25 protein-coding genes and 1 riboswitch are annotated in these 26685 nt (G+C 37.3%); of the genes, 18 read left to right on the forward strand and 7 right to left on the reverse strand.

The window, feature by feature from the left end:
- Positions 1–11 precede the first annotated feature (11 nt).
- Positions 12–527, forward strand: a complete 516-nt coding sequence (locus AB1I62_RS04310; RefSeq protein ID WP_002394916.1) for a GrpB family protein — start codon at positions 12–14, stop codon at positions 525–527.
- A gap of 15 nt (positions 528–542) precedes the next feature.
- Here the strand turns inward: AB1I62_RS04310 and AB1I62_RS04315 are convergent, their stop codons facing one another.
- Together AB1I62_RS04315 and AB1I62_RS04320 are read right to left on the reverse strand one after the other, a co-directional pair.
- Entirely contained in the window at positions 543–1718 is a 1176-nt protein-coding gene (locus tag AB1I62_RS04315) for a SulP family inorganic anion transporter (protein WP_048738158.1), read from the reverse strand.
- A 93-nt stretch (positions 1719–1811) separates the two neighbouring features.
- Positions 1812–2840: a putative sulfate exporter family transporter gene (locus AB1I62_RS04320; RefSeq protein WP_002355805.1), complete on the reverse strand. Its 1029-nt coding sequence runs from the start codon at positions 2838–2840 to the stop codon at positions 1812–1814.
- Positions 2841–2952: 112 nt separating this feature from the next.
- Between AB1I62_RS04320 and AB1I62_RS04325 the strand changes: the two genes are divergently transcribed.
- The 9 genes from AB1I62_RS04325 (at position 2953) to AB1I62_RS04365 (ending at position 12036) form a co-directional block, all read left to right on the forward strand.
- Positions 2953–3783 carry a LysR family transcriptional regulator gene (locus tag AB1I62_RS04325; protein WP_002358839.1) on the forward strand — a complete coding sequence of 277 codons (831 nt, stop codon included), beginning with the start codon at positions 2953–2955 and terminating at the stop codon, positions 3781–3783.
- Positions 3784–3847: 64 nt separating this feature from the next.
- A complete protein-coding gene (locus AB1I62_RS04330) occupies positions 3848–4720 on the forward strand; it encodes a VOC family protein (protein WP_048738160.1) in 873 nt (290 codons plus the stop codon).
- A 274-nt stretch (positions 4721–4994) separates the two neighbouring features.
- Positions 4995–5219 (forward strand): hypothetical protein, encoded by a 225-nt coding sequence (locus tag AB1I62_RS04335; RefSeq protein WP_002355808.1) that lies wholly within the window; start codon positions 4995–4997, stop codon positions 5217–5219.
- A gap of 88 nt (positions 5220–5307) precedes the next feature.
- The gene (locus tag AB1I62_RS04340) at positions 5308–5982 is read left to right on the forward strand and encodes a response regulator transcription factor (RefSeq protein WP_002355809.1); all 675 of its coding nucleotides are present in this window, start codon (positions 5308–5310) and stop codon (positions 5980–5982) included.
- A 13-nt stretch (positions 5983–5995) separates the two neighbouring features.
- Positions 5996–7021, forward strand: a complete 1026-nt coding sequence (locus tag AB1I62_RS04345) for a sensor histidine kinase (RefSeq protein WP_002358842.1) — start codon at positions 5996–5998, stop codon at positions 7019–7021.
- Between the two features lie 147 nt (positions 7022–7168).
- A complete protein-coding gene (locus AB1I62_RS04350) occupies positions 7169–8032 on the forward strand; it encodes a GRP family sugar transporter (RefSeq protein ID WP_002355811.1) in 864 nt (287 codons plus the stop codon).
- A gap of 40 nt (positions 8033–8072) precedes the next feature.
- Positions 8073–9464: an amino acid permease gene (locus AB1I62_RS04355; protein WP_002364708.1), complete on the forward strand. Its 1392-nt coding sequence runs from the start codon at positions 8073–8075 to the stop codon at positions 9462–9464.
- Positions 9465–9651: 187 nt separating this feature from the next.
- Positions 9652–11661, forward strand: coding sequence for a methionine--tRNA ligase (gene metG, locus AB1I62_RS04360; RefSeq protein WP_367019124.1), 2010 nt, complete (start codon positions 9652–9654; stop codon positions 11659–11661).
- Between the two features lie 99 nt (positions 11662–11760).
- On the forward strand, positions 11761–12036 hold the full coding sequence (locus AB1I62_RS04365) for a hypothetical protein (protein ID WP_104859706.1): 276 nt from the start codon (positions 11761–11763) through the stop codon (positions 12034–12036).
- A 58-nt stretch (positions 12037–12094) separates the two neighbouring features.
- Here AB1I62_RS04365 and AB1I62_RS04370 read toward each other — a convergent pair whose 3' ends face one another.
- Both AB1I62_RS04370 and AB1I62_RS04375 read right to left on the reverse strand, forming a co-directional pair.
- On the reverse strand, positions 12095–12700 hold the full coding sequence (locus tag AB1I62_RS04370; protein ID WP_104859705.1) for a hypothetical protein: 606 nt from the start codon (positions 12698–12700) through the stop codon (positions 12095–12097).
- Positions 12701–12820: 120 nt separating this feature from the next.
- On the reverse strand, positions 12821–15043 hold the full coding sequence (locus AB1I62_RS04375) for a UvrD-helicase domain-containing protein (RefSeq protein WP_349581571.1): 2223 nt from the start codon (positions 15041–15043) through the stop codon (positions 12821–12823).
- A 134-nt stretch (positions 15044–15177) separates the two neighbouring features.
- Here AB1I62_RS04375 and AB1I62_RS04380 point away from each other — a divergent pair, with 134 nt between their 5' ends.
- The 4 genes from AB1I62_RS04380 (at position 15178) to AB1I62_RS04395 (ending at position 18180) form a co-directional block, all read left to right on the forward strand.
- Positions 15178–15948 (forward strand): TatD family hydrolase, encoded by a 771-nt coding sequence (locus AB1I62_RS04380; RefSeq protein ID WP_002358846.1) that lies wholly within the window; start codon positions 15178–15180, stop codon positions 15946–15948.
- Positions 15945–16529 (forward strand): ribonuclease M5, encoded by a 585-nt coding sequence (gene rnmV / locus AB1I62_RS04385; protein ID WP_002368172.1) that lies wholly within the window; start codon positions 15945–15947, stop codon positions 16527–16529. Before AB1I62_RS04380 ends, rnmV begins: the two co-directional genes overlap by 4 nt.
- 18 nt (positions 16530–16547) lie before the next feature.
- Positions 16548–17435 (forward strand): 16S rRNA (adenine(1518)-N(6)/adenine(1519)-N(6))-dimethyltransferase RsmA, encoded by an 888-nt coding sequence (gene rsmA / locus AB1I62_RS04390; protein ID WP_048738166.1) that lies wholly within the window; start codon positions 16548–16550, stop codon positions 17433–17435.
- A gap of 127 nt (positions 17436–17562) precedes the next feature.
- Positions 17563–18180, forward strand: coding sequence for a hypothetical protein (locus AB1I62_RS04395; RefSeq protein WP_002355821.1), 618 nt, complete (start codon positions 17563–17565; stop codon positions 18178–18180).
- A gap of 49 nt (positions 18181–18229) precedes the next feature.
- Here the strand turns inward: AB1I62_RS04395 and ugpC are convergent, their stop codons facing one another.
- A complete protein-coding gene (gene ugpC, locus AB1I62_RS04400) occupies positions 18230–19333 on the reverse strand; it encodes an ABC transporter ATP-binding protein (protein ID WP_002355822.1) in 1104 nt (367 codons plus the stop codon).
- Positions 19334–19518: 185 nt separating this feature from the next.
- Here ugpC and mgsA point away from each other — a divergent pair, with 185 nt between their 5' ends.
- Complete coding sequence (gene mgsA / locus AB1I62_RS04405; RefSeq protein ID WP_002355823.1) at positions 19519–19941, forward strand: methylglyoxal synthase; 423 nt, start codon at positions 19519–19521, stop codon at positions 19939–19941.
- A 66-nt stretch (positions 19942–20007) separates the two neighbouring features.
- Positions 20008–20175: riboswitch (THF riboswitch) on the forward strand.
- 30 nt (positions 20176–20205) lie between these two features.
- Positions 20206–20754 (forward strand): folate family ECF transporter S component, encoded by a 549-nt coding sequence (locus AB1I62_RS04410; protein ID WP_048738172.1) that lies wholly within the window; start codon positions 20206–20208, stop codon positions 20752–20754.
- A gap of 51 nt (positions 20755–20805) precedes the next feature.
- Here the strand turns inward: AB1I62_RS04410 and AB1I62_RS04415 are convergent, their stop codons facing one another.
- Entirely contained in the window at positions 20806–22572 is a 1767-nt protein-coding gene (locus tag AB1I62_RS04415; protein ID WP_002355825.1) for an ABC transporter ATP-binding protein, read from the reverse strand.
- Positions 22562–24289 carry an ABC transporter transmembrane domain-containing protein gene (locus AB1I62_RS04420; protein ID WP_002363303.1) on the reverse strand — a complete coding sequence of 576 codons (1728 nt, stop codon included), beginning with the start codon at positions 24287–24289 and terminating at the stop codon, positions 22562–22564. The genes AB1I62_RS04415 and AB1I62_RS04420 overlap by 11 nt, the downstream gene beginning before the upstream one ends.
- A 125-nt stretch (positions 24290–24414) precedes the next feature.
- Here AB1I62_RS04420 and AB1I62_RS04425 point away from each other — a divergent pair, with 125 nt between their 5' ends.
- Both AB1I62_RS04425 and AB1I62_RS04430 read left to right on the forward strand, forming a co-directional pair.
- Positions 24415–25182, forward strand: a complete 768-nt coding sequence (locus tag AB1I62_RS04425) for a putative ABC transporter permease (RefSeq protein WP_002387023.1) — start codon at positions 24415–24417, stop codon at positions 25180–25182.
- A gap of 299 nt (positions 25183–25481) precedes the next feature.
- On the forward strand, positions 25482–26651 hold the full coding sequence (locus AB1I62_RS04430; protein WP_048738203.1) for a 3D domain-containing protein: 1170 nt from the start codon (positions 25482–25484) through the stop codon (positions 26649–26651).
- Positions 26652–26685 lie beyond the last annotated feature (34 nt).

Consider the following 26685-nt stretch of genomic DNA (forward strand, 5'->3'; position numbering starts at 1 on the left):
GGGAAGAAATCATGCGGGTAATCGTTACTGAATACCAACCAGCCTGGGTGGAACAGTTTGAAGAAGAAGCCCAAGCGTTGAAACAGATTCTAAAGGAAAATTGTCTTAAAGTTGAACATATCGGTAGCACATCTGTGCCTAATTTAGCAGCCAAACCAATTATTGATTTTTTGGTCATTGTTGAAGAAATTGAAAAAGTAGACCTGTTACAAGGGGAATTTGAAAGAATCGGTTATGAATATATGGGGGAATTTGGACTATCAGGACGTCGTTATTTACGAAAAGGCCCGATAAAAAGAACACATCATGTGCATATTTATCAGTTTGACAATACGCAAGAAATTTTGCGCCATCTTGCTTTTCGAAATTATTTACGAGAAAATCCGTCAATTGCTACAACCTATGGTACATTAAAAAAGCAATTGGCCCAAGCACACCCCGATAGCATTGATAAATATATGGATGGCAAGGATGCGTTCATTAAGAAAATAGAAAAAGAAGCGTTGAAGAAATATTGGGAAAAATAAAAAAAGTTGCTAAAGCTAGCAACTTTTTTTTGGTTCTTTTTTGAAAAAATGATAAAGAAGACCACTTAAAAGAACACCTAGAATAATTCCAATCGCTAAATTATGCGTATAGACGATCACACCCACTGTCACGAGTAAAATAACAATTTCAGTAATTTCAAAAGTTCGGAAAAGCTGTAAACTTTCCCAATCAAAGGTGTCGACTGCCACTGTCATCATGATCCCAATCAATGCAGCTGTAGGAATGGCTACCATCACGGATTTAAAAACAAAAATGAATAGAAGGAGGGTAATACCTGAAATCAAAGTAGAAAGCCGTTTTCGTCCTCCAGATTTAACATTAATGACCGCTTGCCCGATCATCGCACAGCCAGCTTGGCCACCAAAAAAGCCGGTAATTATATTAGCGAATCCTTGCGCCTTAACTTCTCGTTGGCTATCACTTTGGCTCGCTGTCATTTTGTCCACAATGGGGATCGTCAATAAAGATTCAATTAACCCGACCATTGCTAAGGCAACAGAGCTAGGTAAAATAATCCACAACGTTTCTAAGTTGACGGGTACATTAGGCCAACGGATCGCTGGATGAAATTGACTCATTTTACCAAGATCACCTATCGTTTGCAAATGACCTTTTAAAAAATAGGACAGGATAGTCATGAATAAAATAACAATTAACGCAGGAGGCACAATTGTAATAAACTTAGGTAATAGATAAATAAGTAAGATACTACAGATAATCATGCCGTAGGACCACAGTGTTTGATGAGGCAATTGTTGTACTTGCGCCATGAAAATTAAAATGGCTAACGCATTGACGAATCCGTACATCACTGTCTTGGGAATAAAGCGCATTAATTTATGGATACCTAAATAACCTAAAATAAATTGTAGAAAGCCTGTTAAAATAGTCGCAGCAAGCATGTATGACAAACCATGTGCTTGAATTAAGCCTGCAAGGACTAAGGCCATTGAGCCAGCAGACGCCGAAACCATTGCCGGACGGCCGCCCGTAAAAGTAATCACAAGTAAAGTAACAGCTGAAGCAAACACTGCAGAAAGCGGGTGAACACCAGCAATAATCGCAAACCCGATTACTTCTGGTAAAATGGCGACAGAAGAAACGAGACCGGCAAAGAGATCATTTCGTTCATTGCCTAACCATTCGCTTTTTTTAATACTAAATAACATCGAAAAACTCCTTTAAGTTAATAAAACCTTATTCATAATAGCATGAATAAGCTGAAATAAAAAAGTTTGACGTGTTAACGTCAAACTTTTTTATTAGAACTGTAACAGTGCCAACAACAAAATGGCTAGGACGACTTGAACAGTTCCTACTGATAAACCATAGATTAAGAAACGTTTGCCTTCTTGGAAAAACTTTTTAAAATCGAGTCGTAACCCGATTGCTGCCAAGGCAGTAATTTCAAACCAAGAACTAAAGAAGTGAGCAGTCTCACTGATCACGACGGGGAAATGAATCAAACTATTAAAGACACAGGCAATGAAAAAGCCAACTACATACCAAGGTAGGGCGCTACTTTTTTTGGTGACTTCTACCAACTCAGCCTCTGATTCTGCCGTCTTACTTTGCTTGAAACGTCCAAATAAATAGACAACTGCTACGAGTAGGACAATCCGCATAATTTTAAAGAGCATCGCAAGTTGAACTGCGTTCTCATTGACCATATTGGCACTGGCGACAACCTGACCAACTGATTGTAAAGTCCCTCCGATTAGTGCGCTACGAGCCAACAAATTGGTACCATAGAGAATCCCACTTAAAATGGGTAAGGTCAACATTAAAACGGTACCTAATAAGTTTACTAAAGTAATGATTTGGCCTTTTTCTTCCTCATCTGCTTGAATTGCTGGAGCAATCGAAGCAATGGCAGAGGATCCACAAACGGCATTACCACCAGCCATCAATAAAGACATATTATCAGAAAAAGCCAGTTTTTTACCGATCAAATAGGCAAAAATAATGGTCAGCGACATTTGAATGAGAATAAATGCGACACCTTGTAAGCCAATTTGGGCAATCGTTTGAAAGGTCACGGTGGTTCCCAATAAAACAACAGAAAATTCTAGTAATTTACTTTCGGCTACTTTGGTTCCGCGATTTAAATTGGCACCGCGAACAAAGGTATTTCCCAAAAAGATTCCTAGTAAAATAGCTATCGTTGCGGCGCCTAAGCTAGGTAACCAGATGGCAAGAAACTTGCTAAGGCAGGCGACAAGGAAAGCTGTTAGCAAGCCGGGAAGAATTTGGAATAAAGATTGGATATAATCATTTTCTGAATTTTTCATTGAAAAAATCTCTCTTTCTTGTTCATTACTTCCAGTATAACGAAATTTTTTACATTTGAGAAATAAATAGTTAAAATAATATTTATAATAGAAAGTTATCGAAAGGATGCCTATGTTTAAATTATTAAAGACTTTTCAAATTGTGTATGAGCAAATGAACTTTTCCAAAGCAGCTACCTGCCTATATATCTCACAACCAGCCGTTTCTAATCAAATCAAACAATTAGAAGAAGAATTAGGCTGTTCATTGTTTTTAAGAAATGGTCGACAAGATGTAGTCCCTACTAGGCAAGCAGAAGTCTTGTATAATCGTTTGCTAAATTTAGCTGATGATTGGCAAGAAACATTAACAGCTCTTCATCAGGCGAGATTACCTAAAGAAACTTGCCGAATTGCTGCGTCTAATACTTTTGCAGTTTATTATTTGCCGCAACTGATGCAGCATTTACAGACACAGTATGCAACAATCAATTTTGTTTTAGAAATGAACAATTCAGAAGAAGTAGTGGAAAAAGTTGAAAAACATCAAGTTGATTTTGGCTTTATCGAAAAACCATTAATTACGAAAGGCGCCTCTCGTGAAGAAATTATTCAGGATCAATTGGTTTTAGCTGGGGACCCTGCCAATCAGAATTGGTTGGTACGTGAAAAGGATTCTGGGGTCTTTCATTATACCCAACAGTATTTAGAAGAAAGTAATCAAAGCCCAACACTCATGACAGTTAAAAATAATGAAATGATTGTTAAAATGTTGGAATTGGGCATGGGGCAATCGTTGCTTTCAAGAAAAGCGATTACTGAAAAAATCCCCTTCCAAACGTTAGGTGAAAAGTACTGGCGTTCCTTTTATTTTTTGACACGGGGACATTTAAAATCCTCCTTGCTTCAAGAAGTAAAACAAGCAATTTATCGATTCTATCAGACGGAAATGAATAAATACTAAAACGTTCTCTTTGTTTATTTATCAATCTTTGACTACACTAAAGAAAACGAAGGAGGGAACCACAATGCCTAAATTTTCACCATGTTTATGGTTTGACACACAAGCGGAAGAAGCTGCTAACTTCTATACAACAATCTTTGAAAAAGGTGCGATTCTAAGTAAAACGAACTACGTTAATGAGGAGCACCAACCTCAAGGAACATCATTAATGACCATTGAATTTACCTTGGCGAACCAAACAATCATTGGTTTAAATGGCGGACCAGAATTTTCCTTTACGCCAGCTAGTTCATTTTTTGTTGAATGTAAAACATTATCACAAACAGAAACGTTGTGGAGAAATTTAACAGCAGATGGACAGATATTGATGCCTTTTGGGGAATATCCTTTTAGTCCTTTATATGGTTGGGTAGTGGACAAATTTGGTGTCTCTTGGCAAGTGTCTTTTTCAGGAAAAGAACAAACAATTGTACCAACCTTTATGTTTGCTAATGAAAAATATGGCGAAGCAGCCAAAGCTCTATCAGAATGGTTGGCGATTTTCGGTCCAGGCGAAATAATTGAAAAAGTTGAATATGAAGATGGGAACATTGCGCAAGCACTTTTCACATTACAGGAGCAACCGTTTCGAGTAATGGATGCACGAGATAAACATGACTTTGATTTTACCATGGCCTTCTCCATTTATATTGATTGTGAAAATCAGGAGGAAATAGATCGGCTATGGCAACAAGTGACTGCTAAAGGGAAAGAATGGCCGTGTGGCTGGATGGAAGATCAATTTGGGGTCAGTTGGCAAACAGGCAATCCTGAACTGAAACGTTATTTATCTGACTCAAATCCAGCTAGAGCAAATGAAGTGACCAAAAAATTGTACCAAATGAAAAAAATAGATTTAAACCAGTTAAAAGAAGTGTATGACAAATATAATCATTAGAAAAACTGAGGTTGTCTGATCGACTACACTTCGTTACGTTGGTATCAATTCCAATACATGGAACATACTAGAGTTGAAGGGCTTGTCTTTTAAGGATCAAGACCTTCAACTCTTAAAAAAGGCTCGATTCTTGCGAGTTCCAAAGAGGCTGCTTCTATTCTGTTGTTTATCTTAAGGGTTAGGACTCTGCCGATTTTTTTATAAGATTATGCTATAATTAAGAGTAGTAAATTATTGAAGGAAAAATGAAAAGTCCAAAATAGGAAGTGGTAAAATGATTGAGTTAATTGTGTTGTTAACAGTTTTTACTTATGGAACGAACTTTGTTTTATATCTTATTTTGAAAAATAAAAAGTCCATGCCAATTGTCGAAAAAGCTTCTATTGTATTAGGAATTAATATGTCTGTGTTATTATTAGATGGTATTTTTGCTTTTGTTGGTAAATTCATCATGTTATCAGAATGGGAATTATTAGCGCCTATTTTTGAAATAGTGTAAAAATCATCATAAAGTCCTATATCCAAAAAGAATGAAGTTTGTTAGGATAAGAAAGATGAAAATTTAGAAATAAAAGAGGTGGGATTGCATGGCTAAAATCATGATTGTCGAAGATGAAACAACCATTCGAGAATTAATTAGCGAGGAATTACAAAAATGGCAATTTGAAACGATTGGAACAACCGATTTTAATGATGTATTGGATGATTTTCAAGAGGAGAATCCTCAATTAGTCTTGATGGATATTAATTTACCTGTGTACGACGGGTACTATTGGTGTCAAAAAATTCGTGAAGTTTCTAAAGTACCAATTATTTTTATTTCGAGTCGTAGTACCAATATGGATATGATTATGGCGATGAACATGGGCGCGGATGATTTTGTTACAAAACCGTTCCAGATAGATGTTTTAATTGCTAAAATCAATGCTTTGTTGCGCCGCTCTTATAACTATTCCGATACGGATAGTGAAGTGCTTTCACATAATGGCATTACTTTAAATGTGGACAATGGACGAATGGAAATCAAAGGCGAAATGATCGATTTAAGTAAAAATGAATACCGATTACTGTATCTTTTAATGAAAAAGCACGGAAAAATTTTAACACGTGAAAAACTATTGCGCGCTTTATGGGACGATGAACGTTTTGTGGATGACAATACGTTGACGGTAAATATCAATCGTTTACGAAAAAAAATTGAGCAAGCGGGGATTGCTGGCTATATTGAAACCAAAGTGGGCGTCGGTTATATGGTGCCCTAGATAGGAGTAGACAATGACCATTCTAAAGTATTTAAAAGATCGCTGGTTATTACTAATTGGTTGGTTATTTTTTCTGTTCTTAACTTGTTTTATTTTATGGTTGGCTCCTAATGTCCGCTTAGATTGGACAGTGGTTGGCTATATCTTTTTACTGCAAAGTGTTTTTTTATCGCTATTTTTAACAATTGATTATTATTTAAAACGTAAGTGGTGGCTTTCGTTGGCAACGGAAAAAGAGCCGCCTTCTTTACAAGAATATTTGAATACAGCAGAAAAAGAAGAAGAACTACTTGTCCAAACGTATATTAACGGTTTATTGCAAGAGCACCAACAAACCATGCAGCAAGCAATTAACAACCAACAGGACCAAAAAGATTACATTGACTCTTGGGTTCATGAAATCAAAGTCCCCCTAGCGGCTATCACGTTACTGGTACAATCTGTCGAAGATGATATTCCAGAGAAAAAATATTATCTATTGGAAAATGAGTTAGGGAAAATTGATGAATATGTCGAGCAAGTCCTATATTATGCTAGACTGGACAGCTTTTCTCGAGATTATTTACTCCAAGAATATTCTTTAAAAGAAATTGTGCAATCTGTTGTTCGTACGCAAGCAAATTATTTTATCCAAAAAAGATTGCAATTCTCAATTGAAGGGGAAGATGAAGCGGTTTTAACCGACCGAAAATGGGTCATTTTTATTTTCCGCCAATTATTAAGTAATGCAGTCAAGTATACGCCAGAAGGCGGCACGATTACGGTCCTAATTTCCAAAAATAAACAAGGTATTTATTTATCTTTAAAAGATTCTGGGATTGGCATTCCGATGCAAGATCAACGACGCATTTTTGATAAAGGATTTACTGGTGAAAACGGGCGGAAAAGTGAACAGCATTCGACTGGTCTTGGCCTGTATTTGGCCCATAGCTTAGCGAAAAAGTTAGGTCATGATTTAACAGTCGAATCGACAGAAGGGCAAGGTACGACGATGACATTGTTTTTCCCTTCCCTCAGTTATTATAATGAAGTGAAATAAAAAGTAGGTCTATCAGCAAACTAAAGAGGTGATAGGCCTTTTTTTATTTATTAAAACTTTCTTGCTAACTTCTCTTACTCTTCTTAGTTGTTTAGAAAACGTTTTTATTGTTAGAATGAAATGAAATAAATTTGTTAGGAGAATATTATGAGTTTACTTATCGCTTTAGTGCCCATGATTGCGTGGGGCAGTATTGGTTTAGTCAGCGGTAAAATTGGTGGAAGCGCCAATCAACAAACGTTAGGTATGACAATCGGCGCATTACTATTTTCAATTGTTGTCTTTTTTGTCATCCAGCCTACGTTGACGACAGCCACATTAATTGTTGGATTTATATCTGGTTTATTCTGGAGTTTGGGACAGAATCAACAATTTCATAGCATGAAATATATGGGCGTTTCAGTTGGCTTACCAATTTCAACTGGGATGCAGTTAGTTGTTAATACCGTTGCAGGGGCTGTTTTTTTCCATGAATGGACAAAAACAAAAGATTTTGTTGTGGGCTTTATCGCTTTAGCCTTTTTAGTTTTTGGGGTGTATTTAACAGCTCGACAAGATGATGATAGTCAACCGAAAACCTCAAACAGTATGTTAGATTTTAATAAAGGGATTCGGGCGTTGATTTTCTCAACAGTTGGGTATGGCGTCTATACCATCATTATTAATGCCACTGGTTTAGATCCGTGGGGAATTATTTTGCCACAAAGTATTGGTATGTTAGTGGGGGCTAGTTTCTTTGCCTTCAAAAAAGTCAAAGTTGATCGTTTTGTTTGGATGAATATGACGACGGGTCTGCTTTGGGGCTTAGGAAATATTTGTATGTTATTAACCATGCGTGAAATTGGCTTAGCTATTAGCTTCTCTTTATCACAAATGGGGATTATTATTTCGACTCTTGGGGGCATCTTCCTTTTAGGGGAAAGAAAATCAAAAAAAGAAATGTTTTATGTTATTTTTGGTTGCATTTTTGTTATTCTAGGTGGTATTCTTTTAGGGTATATGAAAGCGTAAATAGTTTATTTACGCTTATTTTTTTTACGGGGGTAAACACATGTCTATTTTCAGAAAAAAAGAAATCACTGTGCCTGTCAATGACAGTGGTGGGATGAAAAAAAATCTTAAGACGATGGACTTAATTTTTCTAGGAATTGGGGCTGTAGTAGGAACAGGGATTTTTGTTGTGACAGGTGTCGCAGCGGAACGCTATGCAGGTCCAGGGCTCGTCTTATCATTTCTGGTAGCAGCAGCCGCGATTATTTTATCTGGTTTATGCTATGCAGAATTTGCATCACGTATTCCGGTCATTGGTGGGCCGTATGCCTACATGTATGTGGTCTTTGGAGAAATTGTGGCTTGGATGACTGGTTGGATGATTATTTGTGAGTTTTTCTTGGCGGTTTCATCCGTTGCTTCAGGTTGGTCAGGCTATGTCCATGGCTTTTTGGATAGCTTAGGTTTTTCTTTGCCGCAAGCGTTAAGTGGTGCTTATAATCCAACAAATGGTACATATATTGATTTGATTGCCATGTTGGTCGTTGTAGCCGTAACTTTTTGGGTATCTTTAGAAGCGAAAACAGCGTTACGTTTAAATAACTTAATGGTTTTCGTGAAGTTTGGGATTATTTTATTATTTGTTCTCGTTGGGATCTTTTATGTAAAACCAACGAACTGGCAACCATTTATTCCTTATGGTTTTTCAGGCGTTTTCAGTGGTGCTGCCTTAGTTTTCTTTGCCTTTCTAGGGTTTGATGCGGTTAGCATGGCCGCGGAGGAAGTGAAGAATCCGAAAAAAGATATTCCAAAAGGGATTATTGGTTCCATTATTATTTCAACATTGTTATATATTGTTGTTACGTTAGTTTTAACTGGGATTGTTCCATTTACGGATTTAGGGGTCAAGGATCCGGTGGCTTTTGCGATGCGCTTCATTAATCATGGCGCAATTGCGACAATCATTTCAGTTGGTGCTATTTTAACCTTATTAACAGTGACGATTGCGATGATGTACAGTTTAGCCCGTGTGATTTATGCGATTAGTAAAGATGGATTATTGCCGCAGTTTATGAGCAAAATCGATGAGAAGCGGCACACACCTAAGAATGCAACCTATGTAGCTGGATTTTTAGCAATGGTTTTTGCTGGTGTTGTTCCAATGGAGATGTTGGCTGAACTTACAAATATCGTGACACTCTTTTATCTGATGTTTCTCGCTTTAGGAATTATCAAATTACGGACAATGAAAGGAGAACCGCAAGCAGGTGAATTTAAAGTACCACTTGTGCCGGTTCTACCATTAATTTCAATCGTGGTTTGTGCGGCTCTGATGTTCCAATTGTCTTTAGCTACTTGGCAAGTATTTGGCATAGCCGTAGTGATTGGTTTGGCTATTTATTTCTTTTATGGACGACACCATAGTATCGTTCGTTTCGAGACAAAAGAATAAAAATGAACAAAAAAAGAGAGGAATACTTGTCAATTAGACAGGTCTTTCTCTCTTTTCTTTCTGGCATTTTCTTCATTTTCAAGAGAAAACCGACAAGAAATATAGTTTAATAATGTCTAATTATGGTATACTGTTTAGGAGTAAATCCTGAGGGTTTAGGAAAATGACTAAAGGAGGTTTTTTCTGTATGTCACAGAAAGAAACATTTTATATTACCACCCCAATTTATTACCCAAGTGGGAAGTTACATATTGGGAATTCATATACAACAATCGCCTGCGATGCAATGGCCCGTTACAAGCGTTTAATGGGTTTTGATGTATTTTATTTAACAGGTGTGGATGAACATGGCCAAAAAATTGAAAAAAAAGCTGCTGAGTTGAATGTGACACCAAAAGAGTACGTTGATAAAATGGCAGCAGATGTTCAAAAATTATGGAAAACATTAGATATCAGCTATGATAAATTTATTCGGACAACGGATGATTATCACATGGCAGCCGTGCAACAAATTTTTGACCGTTTAGTAGAACAAGGAGATATCTACCTTGGAGAATATGAAGGTTGGTATTCAGTTTCTGATGAAGAATTTTTCACTGAAACACAATTAGCTGAAGTATATCGTGACGATGAAGGCAATGTCATTGGTGGGAAAGCACCAAGTGGTCACGAAGTCGAATTAGTTAAAGAAAAATCCTATTTCTTCCGCATGAGTAAATATGCGGATCGCTTGGTACAATATTACGAAGAACATCCAGAATTTATTCAACCAGAATCTCGTAAAAATGAGATGCTAAATAACTTCATCAAACCAGGATTGGAAGATTTAGCCGTTTCAAGAACGACTTTCTCTTGGGGAATTCCATTAAAAAATGATCCAAAACATGTGGTTTACGTATGGATTGATGCGTTATCAAACTATATTACAGCACTAGGTTATGGCTCAGAAGATGATTCATTATTCCAAAAATATTGGCCTGCGAACGTGCAAATGGTTGGGAAAGAAATCGTGCGTTTCCATACGATTTATTGGCCAATTATGTTAATGGCCTTGGATTTACCATTACCGAAAAAAGTCTTTGGACATGGTTGGTTATTGATGAAAGACGGAAAAATGTCTAAATCTAAAGGAAATGTTGTTTACCCTGAAATGTTAGTAGAACGCTACGGTCTAGATGCGTTACGTTACTATTTATTACGAGCAATTCCATTTGGTAGTGATGGCGTCTTTACACCAGAAGATTTCGTTTCTCGCTTAAATTATGATTTAGCTAATGACTTAGGAAACTTGTTGAATCGAACAATTGCGATGATTAATAAATATTGTGATGGCAAAGTACCAGCCTATGCTTCAAAAGTTACCCCATTTGATAGTGAACTATCGACAACTGCGGCGAATGTTATTGGAAAATATCATGAAGCAATGGAAAAAATGGAATTTAACACGGCCATTGCAGAAATCTGGACGCTAGTTTCTCGTGCCAATAAATATATTGATGAAACAGCGCCTTGGGTATTGGCTAAAGAAGAAGAGAAACGCAACGAATTAGAAAGTGTCATGATCCATTTAGCGGAAAGCTTACGAATTGTGGCAATCTTATTGCAACCAGTCATGACAGAAACACCAGGGAAAATTTTCGAACAATTAGGCTTAGATCCAGAAACAATGAACATGGAAAATATTCATTTTGGTGAGTTCCCAACAGACGTAACAGTAACAAGTAAAGGAACACCTATTTTCCCACGTTTAGAAATTGAAACAGAAGTAACGTATATTCAAAAGAAAATGTCCCAAAGCGAAAGTGCTACAGAAGAGGATATTAAATGGAATCCAGAAGAAACAACGTTGGTTTCAACGAAAGAAAAACAAATTAAGTACGATGATTTCGATAAAGTGGAATTAAAAGTTGCCGAAGTTATTGACTGTAAAAAAGTCAAAGGAGCAGATAAATTATTGCAATTCCGTTTAGATGCTGGGGATGAAAACCATCGTCAAATTCTTTCAGGTATTGCTGAATTTTATCCAGATCCAGCTGCGCTAATTGGCAAAAAAGTAGTCATTGTGGCTAACTTAAAACCAAGAAAAATGCGTGGTCAAATTAGCCAAGGAATGATTCTTTCAGCTGAATCACCAGAAGGGAAACTTCAAATTGTTGAAGCACCAAAAGAAATGCCAAATGGTGCAGGAATCGCATAAAAGCATAAGTGGTAAAGATAAAAGGTGAATTGTAACCTTTTATCTTTACCACTTATTTTGTATACTAGAAGAAAAGTGATTTGATGTGGGGGAAGTTTGATGGCTTATCATAAATTTAAGTTTTATGAGCAACGAAAAAATGATCCTAAATGGCGTCCGTATTATTTAGAAGCTATGAGAGTAAGGGAACAAGCACGGCTAACAGTTCAACGTAGAAAAAGAAGGGTAAGAATTAGAACCTTTTTAGTGGTTGCGATACTGGTTATTTTAGTTTTTCTGTTATTGGCTCATTGGACATATTCACAAACAAATGAACTCTCTTTCTCCAGTTTTATCGACGTCCTAAAATCGAAAATCAACGAATTTTTAAATTAAAAGAATCGAAGAAAAGCCTAGAAAAAATCATTTGCGATTTTTCCTAGGCTTTTCTATTTTAGAGTTTCACTTTTTTAGGTATTCGTTTTTTACCAAAACGGCCTTTCGTTAGGCAACTTGGTAAAATAATCAGTAAGAGTGAAAAAGGGACACTGATAATTTGCCACGTGAGTAAACGGCCTAAGCTATTATTTTTATAGAGCCACTCTAATATAAAATGCAGCCCTAAAATACTTAACAAAGCCAAGCCTGTCAGGAAATAAGGCGTTGATACCCAGTCGGTCGTTTTCAAGAGACTAAAACCTAAAGGAATTAGATAAAAGTAAGCACTTGTTAAAGTAATACGCCAACTTTTCATAACGGTGCCTAAATTAATTATAAAAAAAAGTAAAGATAGGACTAAAGCAAAAGGTGGAAACAAAGCCACTAACGCCGAATAGATGGTTCCCCAGACGAGCATTAAGGGACCTTTAACAATAGCGGCAATAAGTGTAAACAAGCCAATTAGGAGTAACTGCTGTGTCAGTGAGCCAAAGGTTAGCAAGCCAAATAAAATAAGCAGTAGCCAGTGCCAAATGGTTTGGTTTTGTTGTTTTCGCTCAATAGTTACATTTTTTTGGATAGAGGTTTTTAAAAAATTTTCTAAATCAGGTGATTGTTTCACCTTATCACGCTCCTCTCAACTTAAGAGACAACAAACGAGTAGGTCTGCTAATTAAAAAGCAGTACCTACTCGTCTATTATAAGTGGTTTTTCTAAAAATAAAATCCGCCTTAAGTCTCAGTTACTGGGCTGCCAAGTAAAGTGTAAACCATTCAGAAAGTGTGCCGGTATAAGGTAAAACGACCCGTTTCATTCCACGAGAAATAGCAGTATACAGGATTTTTTTATCTCGTTTATTGTCGGAATAACGATTAACATTTGGGTTATGAAGAATTACATTATCAAATTCTAGACCTTTTGCCATATCAATTGATAAAACTTGCAGTGACGGATGTTCTTCCAATGAAAGAGAAGCACTAAGTTCTTTTGTTAATTGTTCTTTTTCTGCAAAAGTTTTAGTAATAATGGCGGTGCTTTCTTTCGGATCAAAAGTTGCAATGGAAGTGACGATTGCTTTAAGATAGTCAGACGCAGAGTCACAAGGAATAAATGTCGGCTTTTCTCCATCATGCCGGATGGGCACAATGGTTAATTGCTCTGGTTGAGTGCCTAATGTTTGGAAGAGTCGTGTAATTTCTTTACTTGAACGATAGCTGTTTAATAATTGATAGGTTCCAACAGAACGGCTGGTTTCGTTAACCAATAAATCATGGGCTTCAGAAAATTCAATGGCTGTATTAAAAATGGCTTGATTTTCATCACCAGCTAAAGTAAAACTAGCTTTAGGGAAAAGTGTCAGCAGTAATAATAATTGGGCTTCTGTATAATCTTGGACTTCATCGACTAGGATAAAAGCCATTTGCTGGTTGGCGAGGTTTTCAATAAATGCATGTTTCACCAAAATAAGGGCCACAATTTCATCGGCTGTGAAAACAGCTGTCTCTTTTTGATACGATTTTTCAGTGAATAAAGAATAAAACGTTTCAAAAAAGGCCCATTGATCTAGCCAAGCATCATTTTTGATAGCGGCAGTGATGGAGCGATATTTTTTCTTCAAACGTTTTAAAGCAAAATCAGCCAGATGTTTTTCATTATCTTCGGTAATCACTGTGCCAAAATAACGAACTTGTTCAGCTTCTGTTAAATCTTGGAATTGATCCAACATTTTTTTAGAATGGGCTTGTTTTAATAAGTACCGTGTCCAAAGACTGGTTAATTTTTCTTTTGTGGCTGAAATTCGTTGGCGAATACTCAAGTCAGCTGGTGTTTCTTGATAAAGTTTAAAAATTGTTTCTGAAGTAAATAAGGTCTGCTTTTTAAAAGTTAAAGGACGGAAAAAATGTGGCTGCACAACTGCTTTTTCAGGATTGCTTAAAAGAAACGTTGCAAATTCTTTTGAACGAATAACGTGCTCTTGCTCCGTTGCCTCAGAGCGAGTAATGCGTTCGAAATAGTCCGTTTCTTCTTCCATTGGCCATGCTTCTTTGGTAGTGAAGCGCAAAAATTGTAAAAGAGTCAAATTCAAGGGATTTCGTTCGCCTAAATTCGGTAAAACTTGAGAAATATAATCAATAAATGTTGAATTTGGTGAAAGTAATAAAATATTATCCGCTGTAATTTCTGCTCGATGTTGATAAAGTAAATAAGCAATCCGTTGCATAATCGCAGACGTTTTCCCACTACCAGCAATCCCATTGACTAGTAGGAGTGGCTGCGTTTCGTCACGAATTATTTGATTTTGTTCTTGTTGAATGGTTGTCGTAATGTCCTTCATATAAGGAGAAGCATCTTCTTCTAAAGAATGCAATAACACATCATCTTGAATCGCAATGGTTGTGTCAAAATAGTTGATTAATTGATCTTTTTCAATAATTAACTGTCTTTTCAAATCAAGTTGTACAGGAATGGTTTGTTGATGTGCCGTGTAGGCTGTTTTCCCTAAAACATTGTCATAAAATAACGAAGCAATCGGTGAGCGCCAATCGTGAATGCGCGTTTCTTCTTCTAAAGAAGTAAAATCGTTTACGCCAATATAAAAGTTTTCTGGCTCTTCAGGGCTGTCTTCAAAAGTCACGCCAATTTTGCCAAAATAAGGAACTTGTAATAGGCGTTTCACTTTGTCTAAATTTTTAGCCGTTGCTTCATTTTTTAAGTTCCACTGATCAATTTCACGGTTCTTCATTTCCAACATGGCAAACGTTTCTAGATTATCGGCATAACTATCAAAATTCAGCTTAGAATCGCGACCAAATTCCTCTAGCATATGTTTGCCATCTTTCATTGTGTTCGCCAATTGCTCTTCGTAAACTTTTTTAGCCGCTTGCAGCTCATGATAAACCGTTGTTAAATGCTGTTGTTCAAAAATTTTTTCATCGGTCATGGAGATTCCTCCTTTTAATAACATGACTGAATAGTATACGTTACTTTTAGCATAAATGCAAGCGCTGTTTATGAGGAAATGGCGAATCTTGTCGCCTAGTCATTCAGATTTTTCAAGAAATATGATAAAGTAGAGAGGAGATAAAGGAGGCAATCATAATGATTTTTGATACACATACACATTTGAATGCAGAACAATTTAATGATGATATTCCAGAAACGATTGCACATGCCCAAGAATTGGGTGTTACAGAGATGGCCGTGGTCGGTTTTGATGAACCAACGATTGAAAAATCTCTTTTACTTAGTCAGGAATATGCCAATATTTATAGTATCATTGGTTGGCATCCAACAGAAGCGGGTAGCTATACGCCAGAGGTTGAACGACGATTACAAGAACAATTAACGTTGCCAAAAATTGTCGCATTAGGTGAAATCGGTCTTGATTATTACTGGATGGAGGATCCTAAAGAGGTGCAAGAAAAAGTCTTTCGCCGTCAAATTGCGATTGCTCGGGAAATGAATTTACCGTTTAGTGTGCATACGAGAGAGGCATTAGAAGATACCTATCGAATTTTAAAAGATGAAAAAATTTCAGATATTGGTGGAATCATGCATAGTTTCAGTGGTGATGCCGAGTGGATGAAGAAATTTTTAGATTTAGGTTTGCATATTTCTTTTAGTGGAGTCGTAACGTTTAAAAAGGCGTTGGATGTTCAAGAAGCGGCGATGGCGGTACCACTTGAACGAATGTTGGTGGAAACAGATGCACCCTATTTAGCCCCGGTTCCTTATCGTGGTAAACGGAATGAACCAGGCTATACACGATACGTAGTGGAAAAAATTGCTGAATTGCGTCAACTAACCTTTGAAGAAGTGGCAGAACAAACGAGAGTCAACGCTCATCGCTTGTTTCGGATAGATAAATGAAGGAAAAAATGAAAGTTGCAGAAATCATTGTCGTTGAAGGAAAAGACGACACACGCCGCATTCAAGAGGTAGTTGCAGCGGATACGATTGAAACGATTGGCTCTGCTATCAATGATGAAATTTTGACACAAATTGAACACGCACAAGAAACGAGAGGCGTGATTATTTTTACAGATCCAGACTATTCGGGCGAAAAAATTCGTAAAACAATAATGGAAGTTGTCCCTGATGCAAAGCATGCTTTTTTATCAAGAAAAGTCGCAGTGCCTAAAAAAAATGGCGGTAGCCTAGGGGTTGAACATGCTAGTGATGAAGCAATTATTGAAGCATTAAAAAAAGTCGTAACACCTGTTCAAGCTGGTGAAGACTATCAAGAAATTCCTAGACAAACACTAGTTGAATATGGTTTAATAGCGGGAGCAAATGCAAAAAAATACCGTGAATTATTAGGAGATGACCTAAGAATTGGCTATACAAATAGCAAACAGTTAGTCAAACGGTTAAGCATGTTTCGGATTACAGAAGCAGAATTGAAAGAAAGCATGACACGTATTTTAAAAGAACTTGCAAACGAAGAATAACTACATGGAGGAACAAGCGTGACGGACTATAAAGAAATTGCCACACCATCCAGAACCAAAGAAATATTAAAAAAGCATGGATTTTCATTTAAAAAGAGTTTAGGTCAAAATTTTTTGACAGAGCCTAATATTTTAAGAAAAATTGTAGAAACAGCGGGAATTAATCAGCAGACAAATGTTGTCGAAGTCGGGCCTGGAATTGGTGCATTAACAGAGCAATTAGCAATGAACGCAGCCCAAGTTGTGGCCTTTGAAATTGATGATCGCTTGATACCTGTCTTAGCGGATACCTTAAGTCGCTATGATAATGTGACAGTGGTGCATCAAGATGTTTTAAAAGCTGATTTGGTCGAGACAACCAACCAAGTTTTTCAAGAGAAGTATCCGATTAAAGTGGTGGCTAACCTACCTTACTATATTACTACGCCAATTATGATGCATTTTTTAGAATCTTCTTTAGATGTAGCCGAAATGGTTGTGATGATGCAAAAAGAGGTCGCTGATCGAATTGCTGCTAAACCTGGAACGAAAGCTTATGGCTCATTATCAATTGCTGTCCAATATTTTATGGAAGCAAGTGTCGCCTTTATTGTGCCAAAAACGGTTTTTGTGCCGCAGCCCAATGTTGACTCGGCGATTATTAAATTGACGCGCCGTGCTACACCAGCAGTGACAGTGACCAATGAAAAAGAATTTTTCAAATTAACCAAAGCCAGTTTCCAATTAAGACGTAAAACATTGTGGAATAACTTAACGCATTTTTATGGGAAAGATGAACAAACGGTGGCTTGGATAAAAGAGAGCCTAGCTGAAGCAGAAATTGATCCTTCTAGACGTGGTGAAACATTGTCTTTAGAAGAATTCGCTCGTTTAAGTAATGCTTTAGAAAAAAATAAACCAGTATAAAAAAGAACTTTCTGTTATTTATGAGAAATAACAGAAAGTTCTTTTATGTGTCTTGACACATTGCGGCTGTTCAGCTACACTTGAGAAAAACAAAAAGGTGTCATGACATCTTTAGGAGGCAGTTTTAATGAAAACAAACTCAGTAAAACGTTTAACAATTTCAGCACTTTTAATTGCAATGGGGATTATCATTCCAATGGTTATGCCAAGAATTACCATTGGTCCAGCCAGTTTTACATTAGCAAGTCACGTCCCAGTTTTTATTGCCATGTTTATTTCTCCAGTGGTGGCAATTGCGGTTAGTCTAGGAACAGGTTTTGGTTTTTTCTTATCCGCAACACCGATTATTGCTTTGCGGGCCTTATCTCATTTGATTTTTGCAGTCATTGGCGCAGTGATTTTACAAAAGCATCCAGAAATTTTAATTAATAAAGAGGGGAAATTCACTTTATTAAATGGGAAATTACAGTTGTTTAACGTGGGAATTGGAGTGATTCATTCCGCTGCCGAGCTAGTGGTTGTTTCTGTATTTTACACAATGGGCAACTTGCCAGGAACCTATTATACAGCCGGCTTCATGTATTCTATTTTTCTTTTGATGGGCGTTGGTGGATTAATTCATAGTTTGGTGGATTTCAGTATTGCCTACTTTTTAGCAAGTACCTTAAGTAAACATGTAGATATTCCAACTTTTACAGAAGCGAAACAACCCAAAGTGATAAAGAAGAAGGTTAAATTAGCATAAAGAGAAACAATCGAGGCATCCGTCATTGTGACGGATGCCTCGAGATTTTTTATTTAATGACTTCTTCTGTTTGAGGGTCGAAGAAATGTCCTTTGTTAATATCAAAAGCTAAGTCAATCATTTCACCAGGATGGTGGAAGTCACGAGCATCTACTTTTGAGATAAACTCTGTATCACCAATTTTTGTATAAAGCATGGATTCAGCCCCTAATAATTCAGAAACAACGACTTCAGATTTAATCACCGCATCTTTCATTGCTGTTAAAGCCACTTGTTCGCTATGAATATCTTCTGGACGAATACCGAAAATTAATTCTTTGCCTTCATAACCATGTTCAACAAGCTCTTTGTTTCTTCCTTCAGGAATTGCTAGTTTTAAGCCATGTTGGTTAGAAATAACCCCATTGTTTAAGGTAACTTTGAAGAAATTCATGGCAGGTGAGCCGATGAACCCAGCTACGAACATATTTTTAGGTGTATTGTAAACTTCTTTTGGTGAACCAATTTGTTGAATAAAGCCATCTTTCATAATTACGATTCGATCAGCCATGGTCATCGCTTCGGTTTGGTCATGTGTCACATAAATTGTCGTAGTTTCTAAACGTTGGTGTAGTTTAGCGATTTCAGCACGCATGGCTACACGTAATTTTGCATCCAAGTTTGATAAAGGTTCATCCATTAAAAAGACTTTGGCATCACGAACAATTGCCCGGCCAAGTGCAACACGTTGGCGTTGTCCACCAGAAAGCGCCGCAGGTTTACGTTGTAAGTACTCTGTTAAGCCCAGAATATCCGCAGCATTTTCCACCCGTTTTTTAATTTCAGCTTTATCATATTTTCTTAGTTTTAAACCAAAGGCCATGTTATCAAAAACAGTCATATGCGGGTAAAGCGCATAGTTTTGGAAAACCATGGCAATATCACGATCTTTCGGTGCAACGTCATTCATGACTTTGTCCCCAATTGATAATTCACCTTCAGTAATATCTTCTAAGCCAGCAATCATGCGCAATGTTGTTGATTTACCGCAACCAGAAGGTCCGACAAAGACGATAAATTCACGGTCTGTAATTTCTAAGTTAAAATCTGTAACAGAATAATGTTCTGCATTGTCATATTTTTTATACACATTTCTAAGCGCCATTTCCACCATTTGATACGTCACTCTTTTCTTTTTGATTTGTTACTCATAGTTTAAATGAAAACGCTATCTTTCGGCAAGGGAGAGTTGCACAAGAAAAAGAAGACTTTTTCGTCAAGGTGACAAAGGGCAAACACTCTCAGCGGATTTATCGATAAACTTTTGTTATAATATAACAAAGACAGGAGTTGGATAACATGAAAATCGCTTTAATCGCTCATGATCGTAAAAAAACATTAATGATCAAACTAGCAACCGCTTATAAACATATTTTAGAAAAACATGAATTGTATGCAACGGGAACGACAGGCATGAAAGTGATGGAAGCAACTGGCTTACCCGTGCATTGCTTTAAATCGGGGCCATTAGGTGGGGATCAACAGATTGGCGCAATGATATCAGAAGACAACATTGATTTAGTTATTTTTTTAAGAGATCCTCTTTCCGCGCAACCGCATGAACCAGATGTGACAGCTTTGATTCGTCTAAGTGATGTCTATGAAATTCCTTTAGCAACCAATATCGGCAGTGCTGAAATTCTTTTGAGAGGTGTCGAGGCGGGGTTTGCGGACTTCCGTGAGGTTATCCATGAAGGCGATCGTCGACCGTTAGCTTTTTAGAGAACCTTAATGGTTATTTTGACTATTTTGTGGTATATTTTATGAGGACTTTTGTCCAAATAAAATAACAGAGTAGGAGACAAAGCGTTAAGTGCTAAAAGGATGGGATGTTGCCTTTTGGACGAAGAACATAAACAGTGTGTTGCTAGAAAGTAAAGGTTCTTACTTTGCTTATCATCAGAACAACACGTTCAGCTTTTTAATGTTCGCGGTTTTGTTTTCGCATTCGCTGCATGGTTCGTCATGTAGCAGCTCTTAGAGGAGATGCTAAAAATGACAAAGAAAAAATTTGGCACAAAATCCATTGCGTTAATGGGCGTACTCATTGCGGTGGTCGTTGTCTTTTCGCGCTTTTTTGCGTATGAAACAACGTTTTTAAAAATCAGTTTCACGTTTATTCCAGAATCATTGATTGGGATGATTTTCGGACCTTTTTGGGCTGGAATCGGCACGGCGGTGGCTGATGTGGTAGGAATGCTGCTTTTTCCAAAGGCAGGCTATTTTCCTGGGTTTACTTTAAATGCCTTTTTGGCTGGTGCTATTTATGGTTATTTCTATTATAAGAAAGAAATGACATGGAAACGAGTGATTTTGGCGACATTGTTGGTCACCGTTTTAATTAATATCATTTTAACTCCTTTGTGGTTAAGTTTAATGTATGGAGTCAACCTAGCAAATTTTGCTTGGTGGGTGCCACGCTTAATTAAAACAGTTATTTTCTTTCCTATTCAAGTAATTGCCACTTATTATTTAGGCAATAAAATTCCCTTTAAACGTTTATTTGGAAAGCCATTATCTGAATTAGATCAATAAATTTAAAATTAAAAGAGTCACTTTTCATCATCCCAGAAAAGTGACTCTTTTTTATTGTGCTTTTTGATTAAACTGTGCTTCGTAAAGGTCACGATAATAACCCTGTTCTTTTTGCAATAATTCGTCATGGGTGCCAATTTCAACCACTTGACCATTATCCATAACTAGAATTTTTTCAGCACTTTTGATTGTTGCTAAGCGATGGGCAATAACAAAACTGGTCCGGCCAGTCATCATTTGTAAAAAAGCATCCTGAATTTTTTGCTCGGTCAATGTATCAACTGAACTGGTCGCTTCATCTAAAATAAGCATCGGCGGATTACTAATCATCGTGCGTGCAATAGTCATTAATTGTCGTTGTCCTTCAGAAATTTTAACGCCTTGAGAACCAATCTCGGTATCTAGTCCTTGAGGTAAACGCATGACGAAATCAAAAATATGGGCTTTTTTCATGGCTTCTATAATTTCTTCGTCAGAGGCTTCAGGATTTCCGTACGTTAAATTTTCCCGAATGGAACTATCGAATAGCCAAGTATCTTGGAGAACCATACCAAAACTTTTTCGTAAGCTGTCCCGAGTAATTTGAGTAATGTCGTGAGTATCAACCGTAATTTGGCCACGGTCGACCTCGTAAAAGCGCATTAACAAATTCACTAATGTTGATTTACCCGCACCAGTTCGTCCAACAATGGCAATTGTTTCTCCTGGTTCAGCAATTAAATTAAAGTTTTCGATTAAAGGTCGCGTCGGCGTGTAAGAAAAATCAACGTCTTTAAATTCAACACGGCCTCGCGCTTCTTTCAAAACAATTGCGTTCGGGGCATCAGGACGTTCAACTGGTTGATCCATCATATCAAAGGTACGTTCCAATCCAGCTAAGGCTGCTTGGATTTGGTTGGTGATTCCTGAGAGTTCAATAAAAGGTTTAGAAAATTGACTAGAGTAAATGGTGAAACTGGAAATAACACCAACTGTGACTAAAGGATTGCCACTTAAAACTAACAAGCCACCGACTAATCCAATCGATAAATAAGATAAATGGTCGATAAATCGAGAAAGTGGGTTGGTTAAGGAGGAAGAAAACTGAGCCTTCTGTCCTTTTTCATACAACGTTTGATTCAATGCTTCAAATGTTTCTTGCGTAGCTTGTTCTTGTTGAAAGGCTTTAACAATTTTTTGGTTGCCAACCATTTCTGAAACGAAGCCGGAAATTTCACCAACAATCGTTTGTTGTGCAGCAAAGTTTTTTTGTGAAGCTTTTGCAACAAGCCAGTTTACAATAAAAATAATCGGCGTACTGATAAGAACCACTAATGTGAGCAGGGGACTTAGCCGAATCATAAAGAGCAAAGCAACAACGACGGTGGCCATGCCAGAAAATAATTGGTTGAAGACAGCCGAGCAAGCCATTGAAATATTGTCAATATCGTTGGTAAAGCGACTGACGATATTTCCGTGTGATGTTTGGTCATAATAACTTAACGGTAATTGATTTAAATGGGCAAAGGCATCTTTTCTCAGCTGTGTGGTCGATAAATAAGACACGCGATTACCGAGACGTTGAATCAGCCATTGACTTAGAACGGTTACGAGTAAAATCCCTGCTAATAAACCTAAAATTTTGATGAGTTGCGCAGCATTGACTTGTCCTTTACCAACCATTGTATCAACGGATTTACCTATATAATAAGTCATGAGGACAGTCGAAAAACCACTGAGAATTCCTAGGATTAAGGCGCCGATAATTTCTTTTGGATAGCGTAGTAAATACGGCTTAAAACGTGAGAAGGCGCCAAAATGAATTTTTTTAGTTTGCATGGGTATCCTCCTCCTGTGACGCAACGATTTCTTGATACTCTTTAGAAGAAGTAAGTAATTCTTCGTGGGTGCCAAGGCCAGCGACTTTTCCACTATCTAGGACTAAAATTTGATTCGCCGTTGCAATCGAACTCACGCGTTGCGAAATTAAAATAACGGTTGTCTCTGCTCGTTCTTTTTGTAAAGCACGGCGCAGATTCAAATCTGTTTGATAGTCGAGGGCACTCAAGGAATCATCTAAAATAAGTAAATGCGGTTTCCTAATCAAGGCACGGGCAATGGTCAACCGTTGTCTTTGTCCACCAGAAAAGTTTTTTCCGCCTTCGTTAACAGGCGTGTCTAACCCTTGGTCTAATTGTTCAACAAATTCTTTACATTGGGCGATAGCTAATGCTTCCCAACAGTCTTCATCAGTTGCATTTGGTTTGCCCCATTGTAAGTTTTCTCGAATAGTCCCTGTAAATAAGACGGCAGTTTGTGGGACACTTGCCACTTGTTGGCGTAAAGTAAAGAGCGGCCAATCGCGCACATTTATACCATTAATAAAAAGGTTTCCTGCACTCACATCATAAAATCTGGGAATGAGTTGGGTTAAGGTACTTTTCCCGCTGCCGGTAGGTCCTGTGATGCCGAGAATTGAGCCTTTAGGAATCGTGAAATTGATATTTTCCAAAGCCAAACCGGCCTCTGGTTCATAGCGAAAATCTACATGGTCAAAGGTAATATCACCAAATTGTGGAGATGTTTTTGCTGATTCTGGTGTATCTGTTAACTGGCTTTCTACAGTTAAAACCTCATTGACACGGTTTGCGGAAGCGGCGGCTCGCGTAAAAATTACCACGAGATTAGAAGCAACAATTAAAGCGAGCATCATTTGATTCATATAATTGATCAATGCTAAAACTTCCCCTTGTTGCAGGGAACCGAAAGAAACTTTTAAGCCACTAAAATAAAGTAAAAATAAAATTCCAACATTCATAATCAAAGTGGTTAAAGGTGTTAATAAAGCAGAGACATTCGATACGCGAATGTAAATATCGCCTAAATCATCGGAAGCCTTATCAACATGTCGTTGCTCTGTTTCCTTTCTAGCAAACGCACGGATTACACGGACACCGCTTAAATTTTGACTAATTTGACGGTTTAACCGATCCAAATATTCTTGGACTTTTTGATATAAAGGCACAGTCACTTTAATGATAATAAAGAGAATAAGGCTAAAAATTGGTAAAAGTAATAGGAAAAGAAAGCCCATCTGCACGTCAATGTAAAAAGCCATGACCACAGAACCGATACTTAAAAAAGGTGTCCGAATGACCAACCGAATAAACATCGCTAAAGCCAATTGAAGCTGATTGATATCGTTTGTGATCCGGGTGATGAGGGTATCTGTACCAAAACTATTCAATTCTTTGTGTGAAAGCTGATTAATTTTCTTCATTAATTGATTTCTTAGCTCCGTCCCAAAACCTTGCGAAGCGACTGAAGCATAATATTGACAAATCATGACAAAAAATAAACCAACTAACGACATAACAAGCATCCAGAGGGCCATTTCTATGACAGTCTGTCGGTCGTTTTGACGAATACCGACATCGACTAAGTGAGCCATGAATAAGGGCAAGACTAACTCGAAACAAGCTTCTAAAAATTTGAAGACTGGACCGAGGATAATTTGTTTTCGATAATTTTTTGCGTATTTCAATAAACCAAACATAAGATTCCTCCCTTTGCTGCTCTCATTGTAGCCTAATCTTTCAATGAAAGAAAGTTGTTCGCTACATTTTCTCAACTTCTGTTAAAATAGAAGAAAAGCGCAAAGAAGTGGAGTGTGACAGAAACGTGGAAAAAATGAGTCAGGTTATTTTGTTATTTTTTATTTATTCCTTTATCGGCTGGTTATGGGAAACGGTGTATTGTTCATTAAAAGCCAAAAAATTTGTTTATCGAGGATTTTTGGTAGGGCCTTATTGTCCTATTTATGGATTTGGGGTCTTAAGCGTTCTCTATTTTGTGGAACCCTTTGAGAACAATCTCTTGGTATTGTATGTCGGATCGGCTGTTTTAGTGACGATTTTAGAATATGTCACTAGTTATGGCTTGGAAAAACTGTTCCATGCCTCTTGGTGGGATTATCATGATGTACCTTTTAATTTAAACGGTCGTGTGGCTTTACCGGTTTCTCTTTTTTGGGGATTGGGTTGTGTCTTGATTGTCAAAGTTATTCAACCAGAAATCGCCAAAGTTGTCAGCTTTTTACAAGCAACCTTTGGCAACTACTTAGCCCTTTGCATAGTGATTGTAATGGGGCTTGACTTAATTTATACGTTGCTGAACATGCAAGGTTTCAAAAAACTTATTACCGAGATGGGCCAAACGTTGGAAACGAACCAACAAGAATTTAAGCAACGGTTGAACACAAAAATGGAAATCGCTACAGCTGATTGGCAGAAGTTAAAAGAACGAACCAAAAAAGAGCATTTCCAAAATCGGTTAAATTTCCAACAACGTCGTTTTATTAACAATTACCCAAAACTAACTTTAAAAAACATTAAAAATTCCAAAGAAGTTCGGCATCTCTTAGAAGATTTGAAGAAAAAGGGCCAATAATTAACAAAAAATATTACAAAATATTTCAATCAATGGTCTAATGGGATGAAAAAAAGAAAAATCGTCAAAAGCTAGTTTTTAAGCCGTCTTAAGAAATTCTTAAAGAATTGAGATAGAAATGGACTAATGAATAAACGCAGGATAAAAAAAGAGTTGCATTTAAATTGTAATAAATTGTAACATGATTGAAATAAAACAAGCCCTCCTGACTAGTATAATGAGTAGGTGTTTTAGATAAGTTAGGAAAGGTGTTGGATTTAGTGAAGGTTAAAAAGTTGATACCATTTTTAACAACAATGATGCTTATCAATTTTGGACTTCCAGTCGCTGCGGCAGCAGAATCACTTGATTCGTTGCAAGAAAAAGAAGCGCAAGCGAAACAATCTGGGGAGTTAATTAGTAAAGAAATCAATTCAGCCTTAGACGATGTAAATGCTAAATATGCGGAAATCGAACGTTTAAAAACGCAAATTTCGAAAGCGGAAGATACGTTGAAAACTTCGAAAGAGGAAATAGAAAAAACAGAAAAAAATATTTCTCGTCGTAAAGAAGCTGTTGGCGATCGTATGAAGGATATTCAATTAAATGGCGACCAACGTACTTGGCAAGCCTTATTAGATGCAGAAAATTTATCAGATTTCTTTAATCGGGCCTACGCCATGACCGTTTTACAAAACTTTGAACGGGAAAAGATTGAAAGCTTAACTAGCGAAAAAGAAAAATTAGCTGCATTACAAGAAAAAGTTGAAAATACGCAAACAACTTTAAAACAAAATGAAGAGAAATTACAAGTTGAAGCTTCTTCAATGAATAATAAAGTCTCTGAGTTAAAAGAAAAAATGGCGAATAATGAAGAATTATTGGCTCAAATTTCGACAGACAAACAGAAAGAGCAACAACGCTTAGTCAGCGAAAAAGCAGCAGCTGAGGCACAGAAAAAACGTGCGGCAGAAACTGCCAAAGCAGAAGCAGCGAAGAAACAAGCAGCTGCCGACAAACAAGCGCAAGCAGATGCGGCGGCTAAACTAGAAGCCGAAGCTGCTGAAGAGTCAAGCAGTCAAGCATCAAGCTCTTCTACAAGTACGGAAAGCAGTAGCACTGAATCTTCAAGTTCAGCTAGTTCATCCGAATCGTCATCAACGACAGAATCATCGACAGGCGAATCATCAACACCAGGAACTGGCTCTGGTCGTGTGCTTCAGATGGAATCAACCGCTTATTCTTGGCGCGAAGCTGGTGCAAGTAATCTAAGTGCTACTGGTATTGACTTAAGTAAACAAAGCAATGTAGTTGCAGTCGATCCAAGTGTAATTCCTCTAGGTTCATTAGTGAAAGTCTCTGGTTATGGCTTTGCTATTGCTGGAGATACAGGTGGCGCTATTCAAGGAAATATTATTGATGTTCATTTTGATTCAGTAGACCAATGCCGTCTTTGGGGACGACGTCAGGTTACAGTAGAAATTCAATAATAAATTTGTTATACTAAAGACAAGATAAAAGGAA

This window comes from Enterococcus sp. AN402 (assembly GCF_040719405.1).
Lineage (GTDB): Bacteria > Bacillota > Bacilli > Lactobacillales > Enterococcaceae > Enterococcus > Enterococcus faecalis.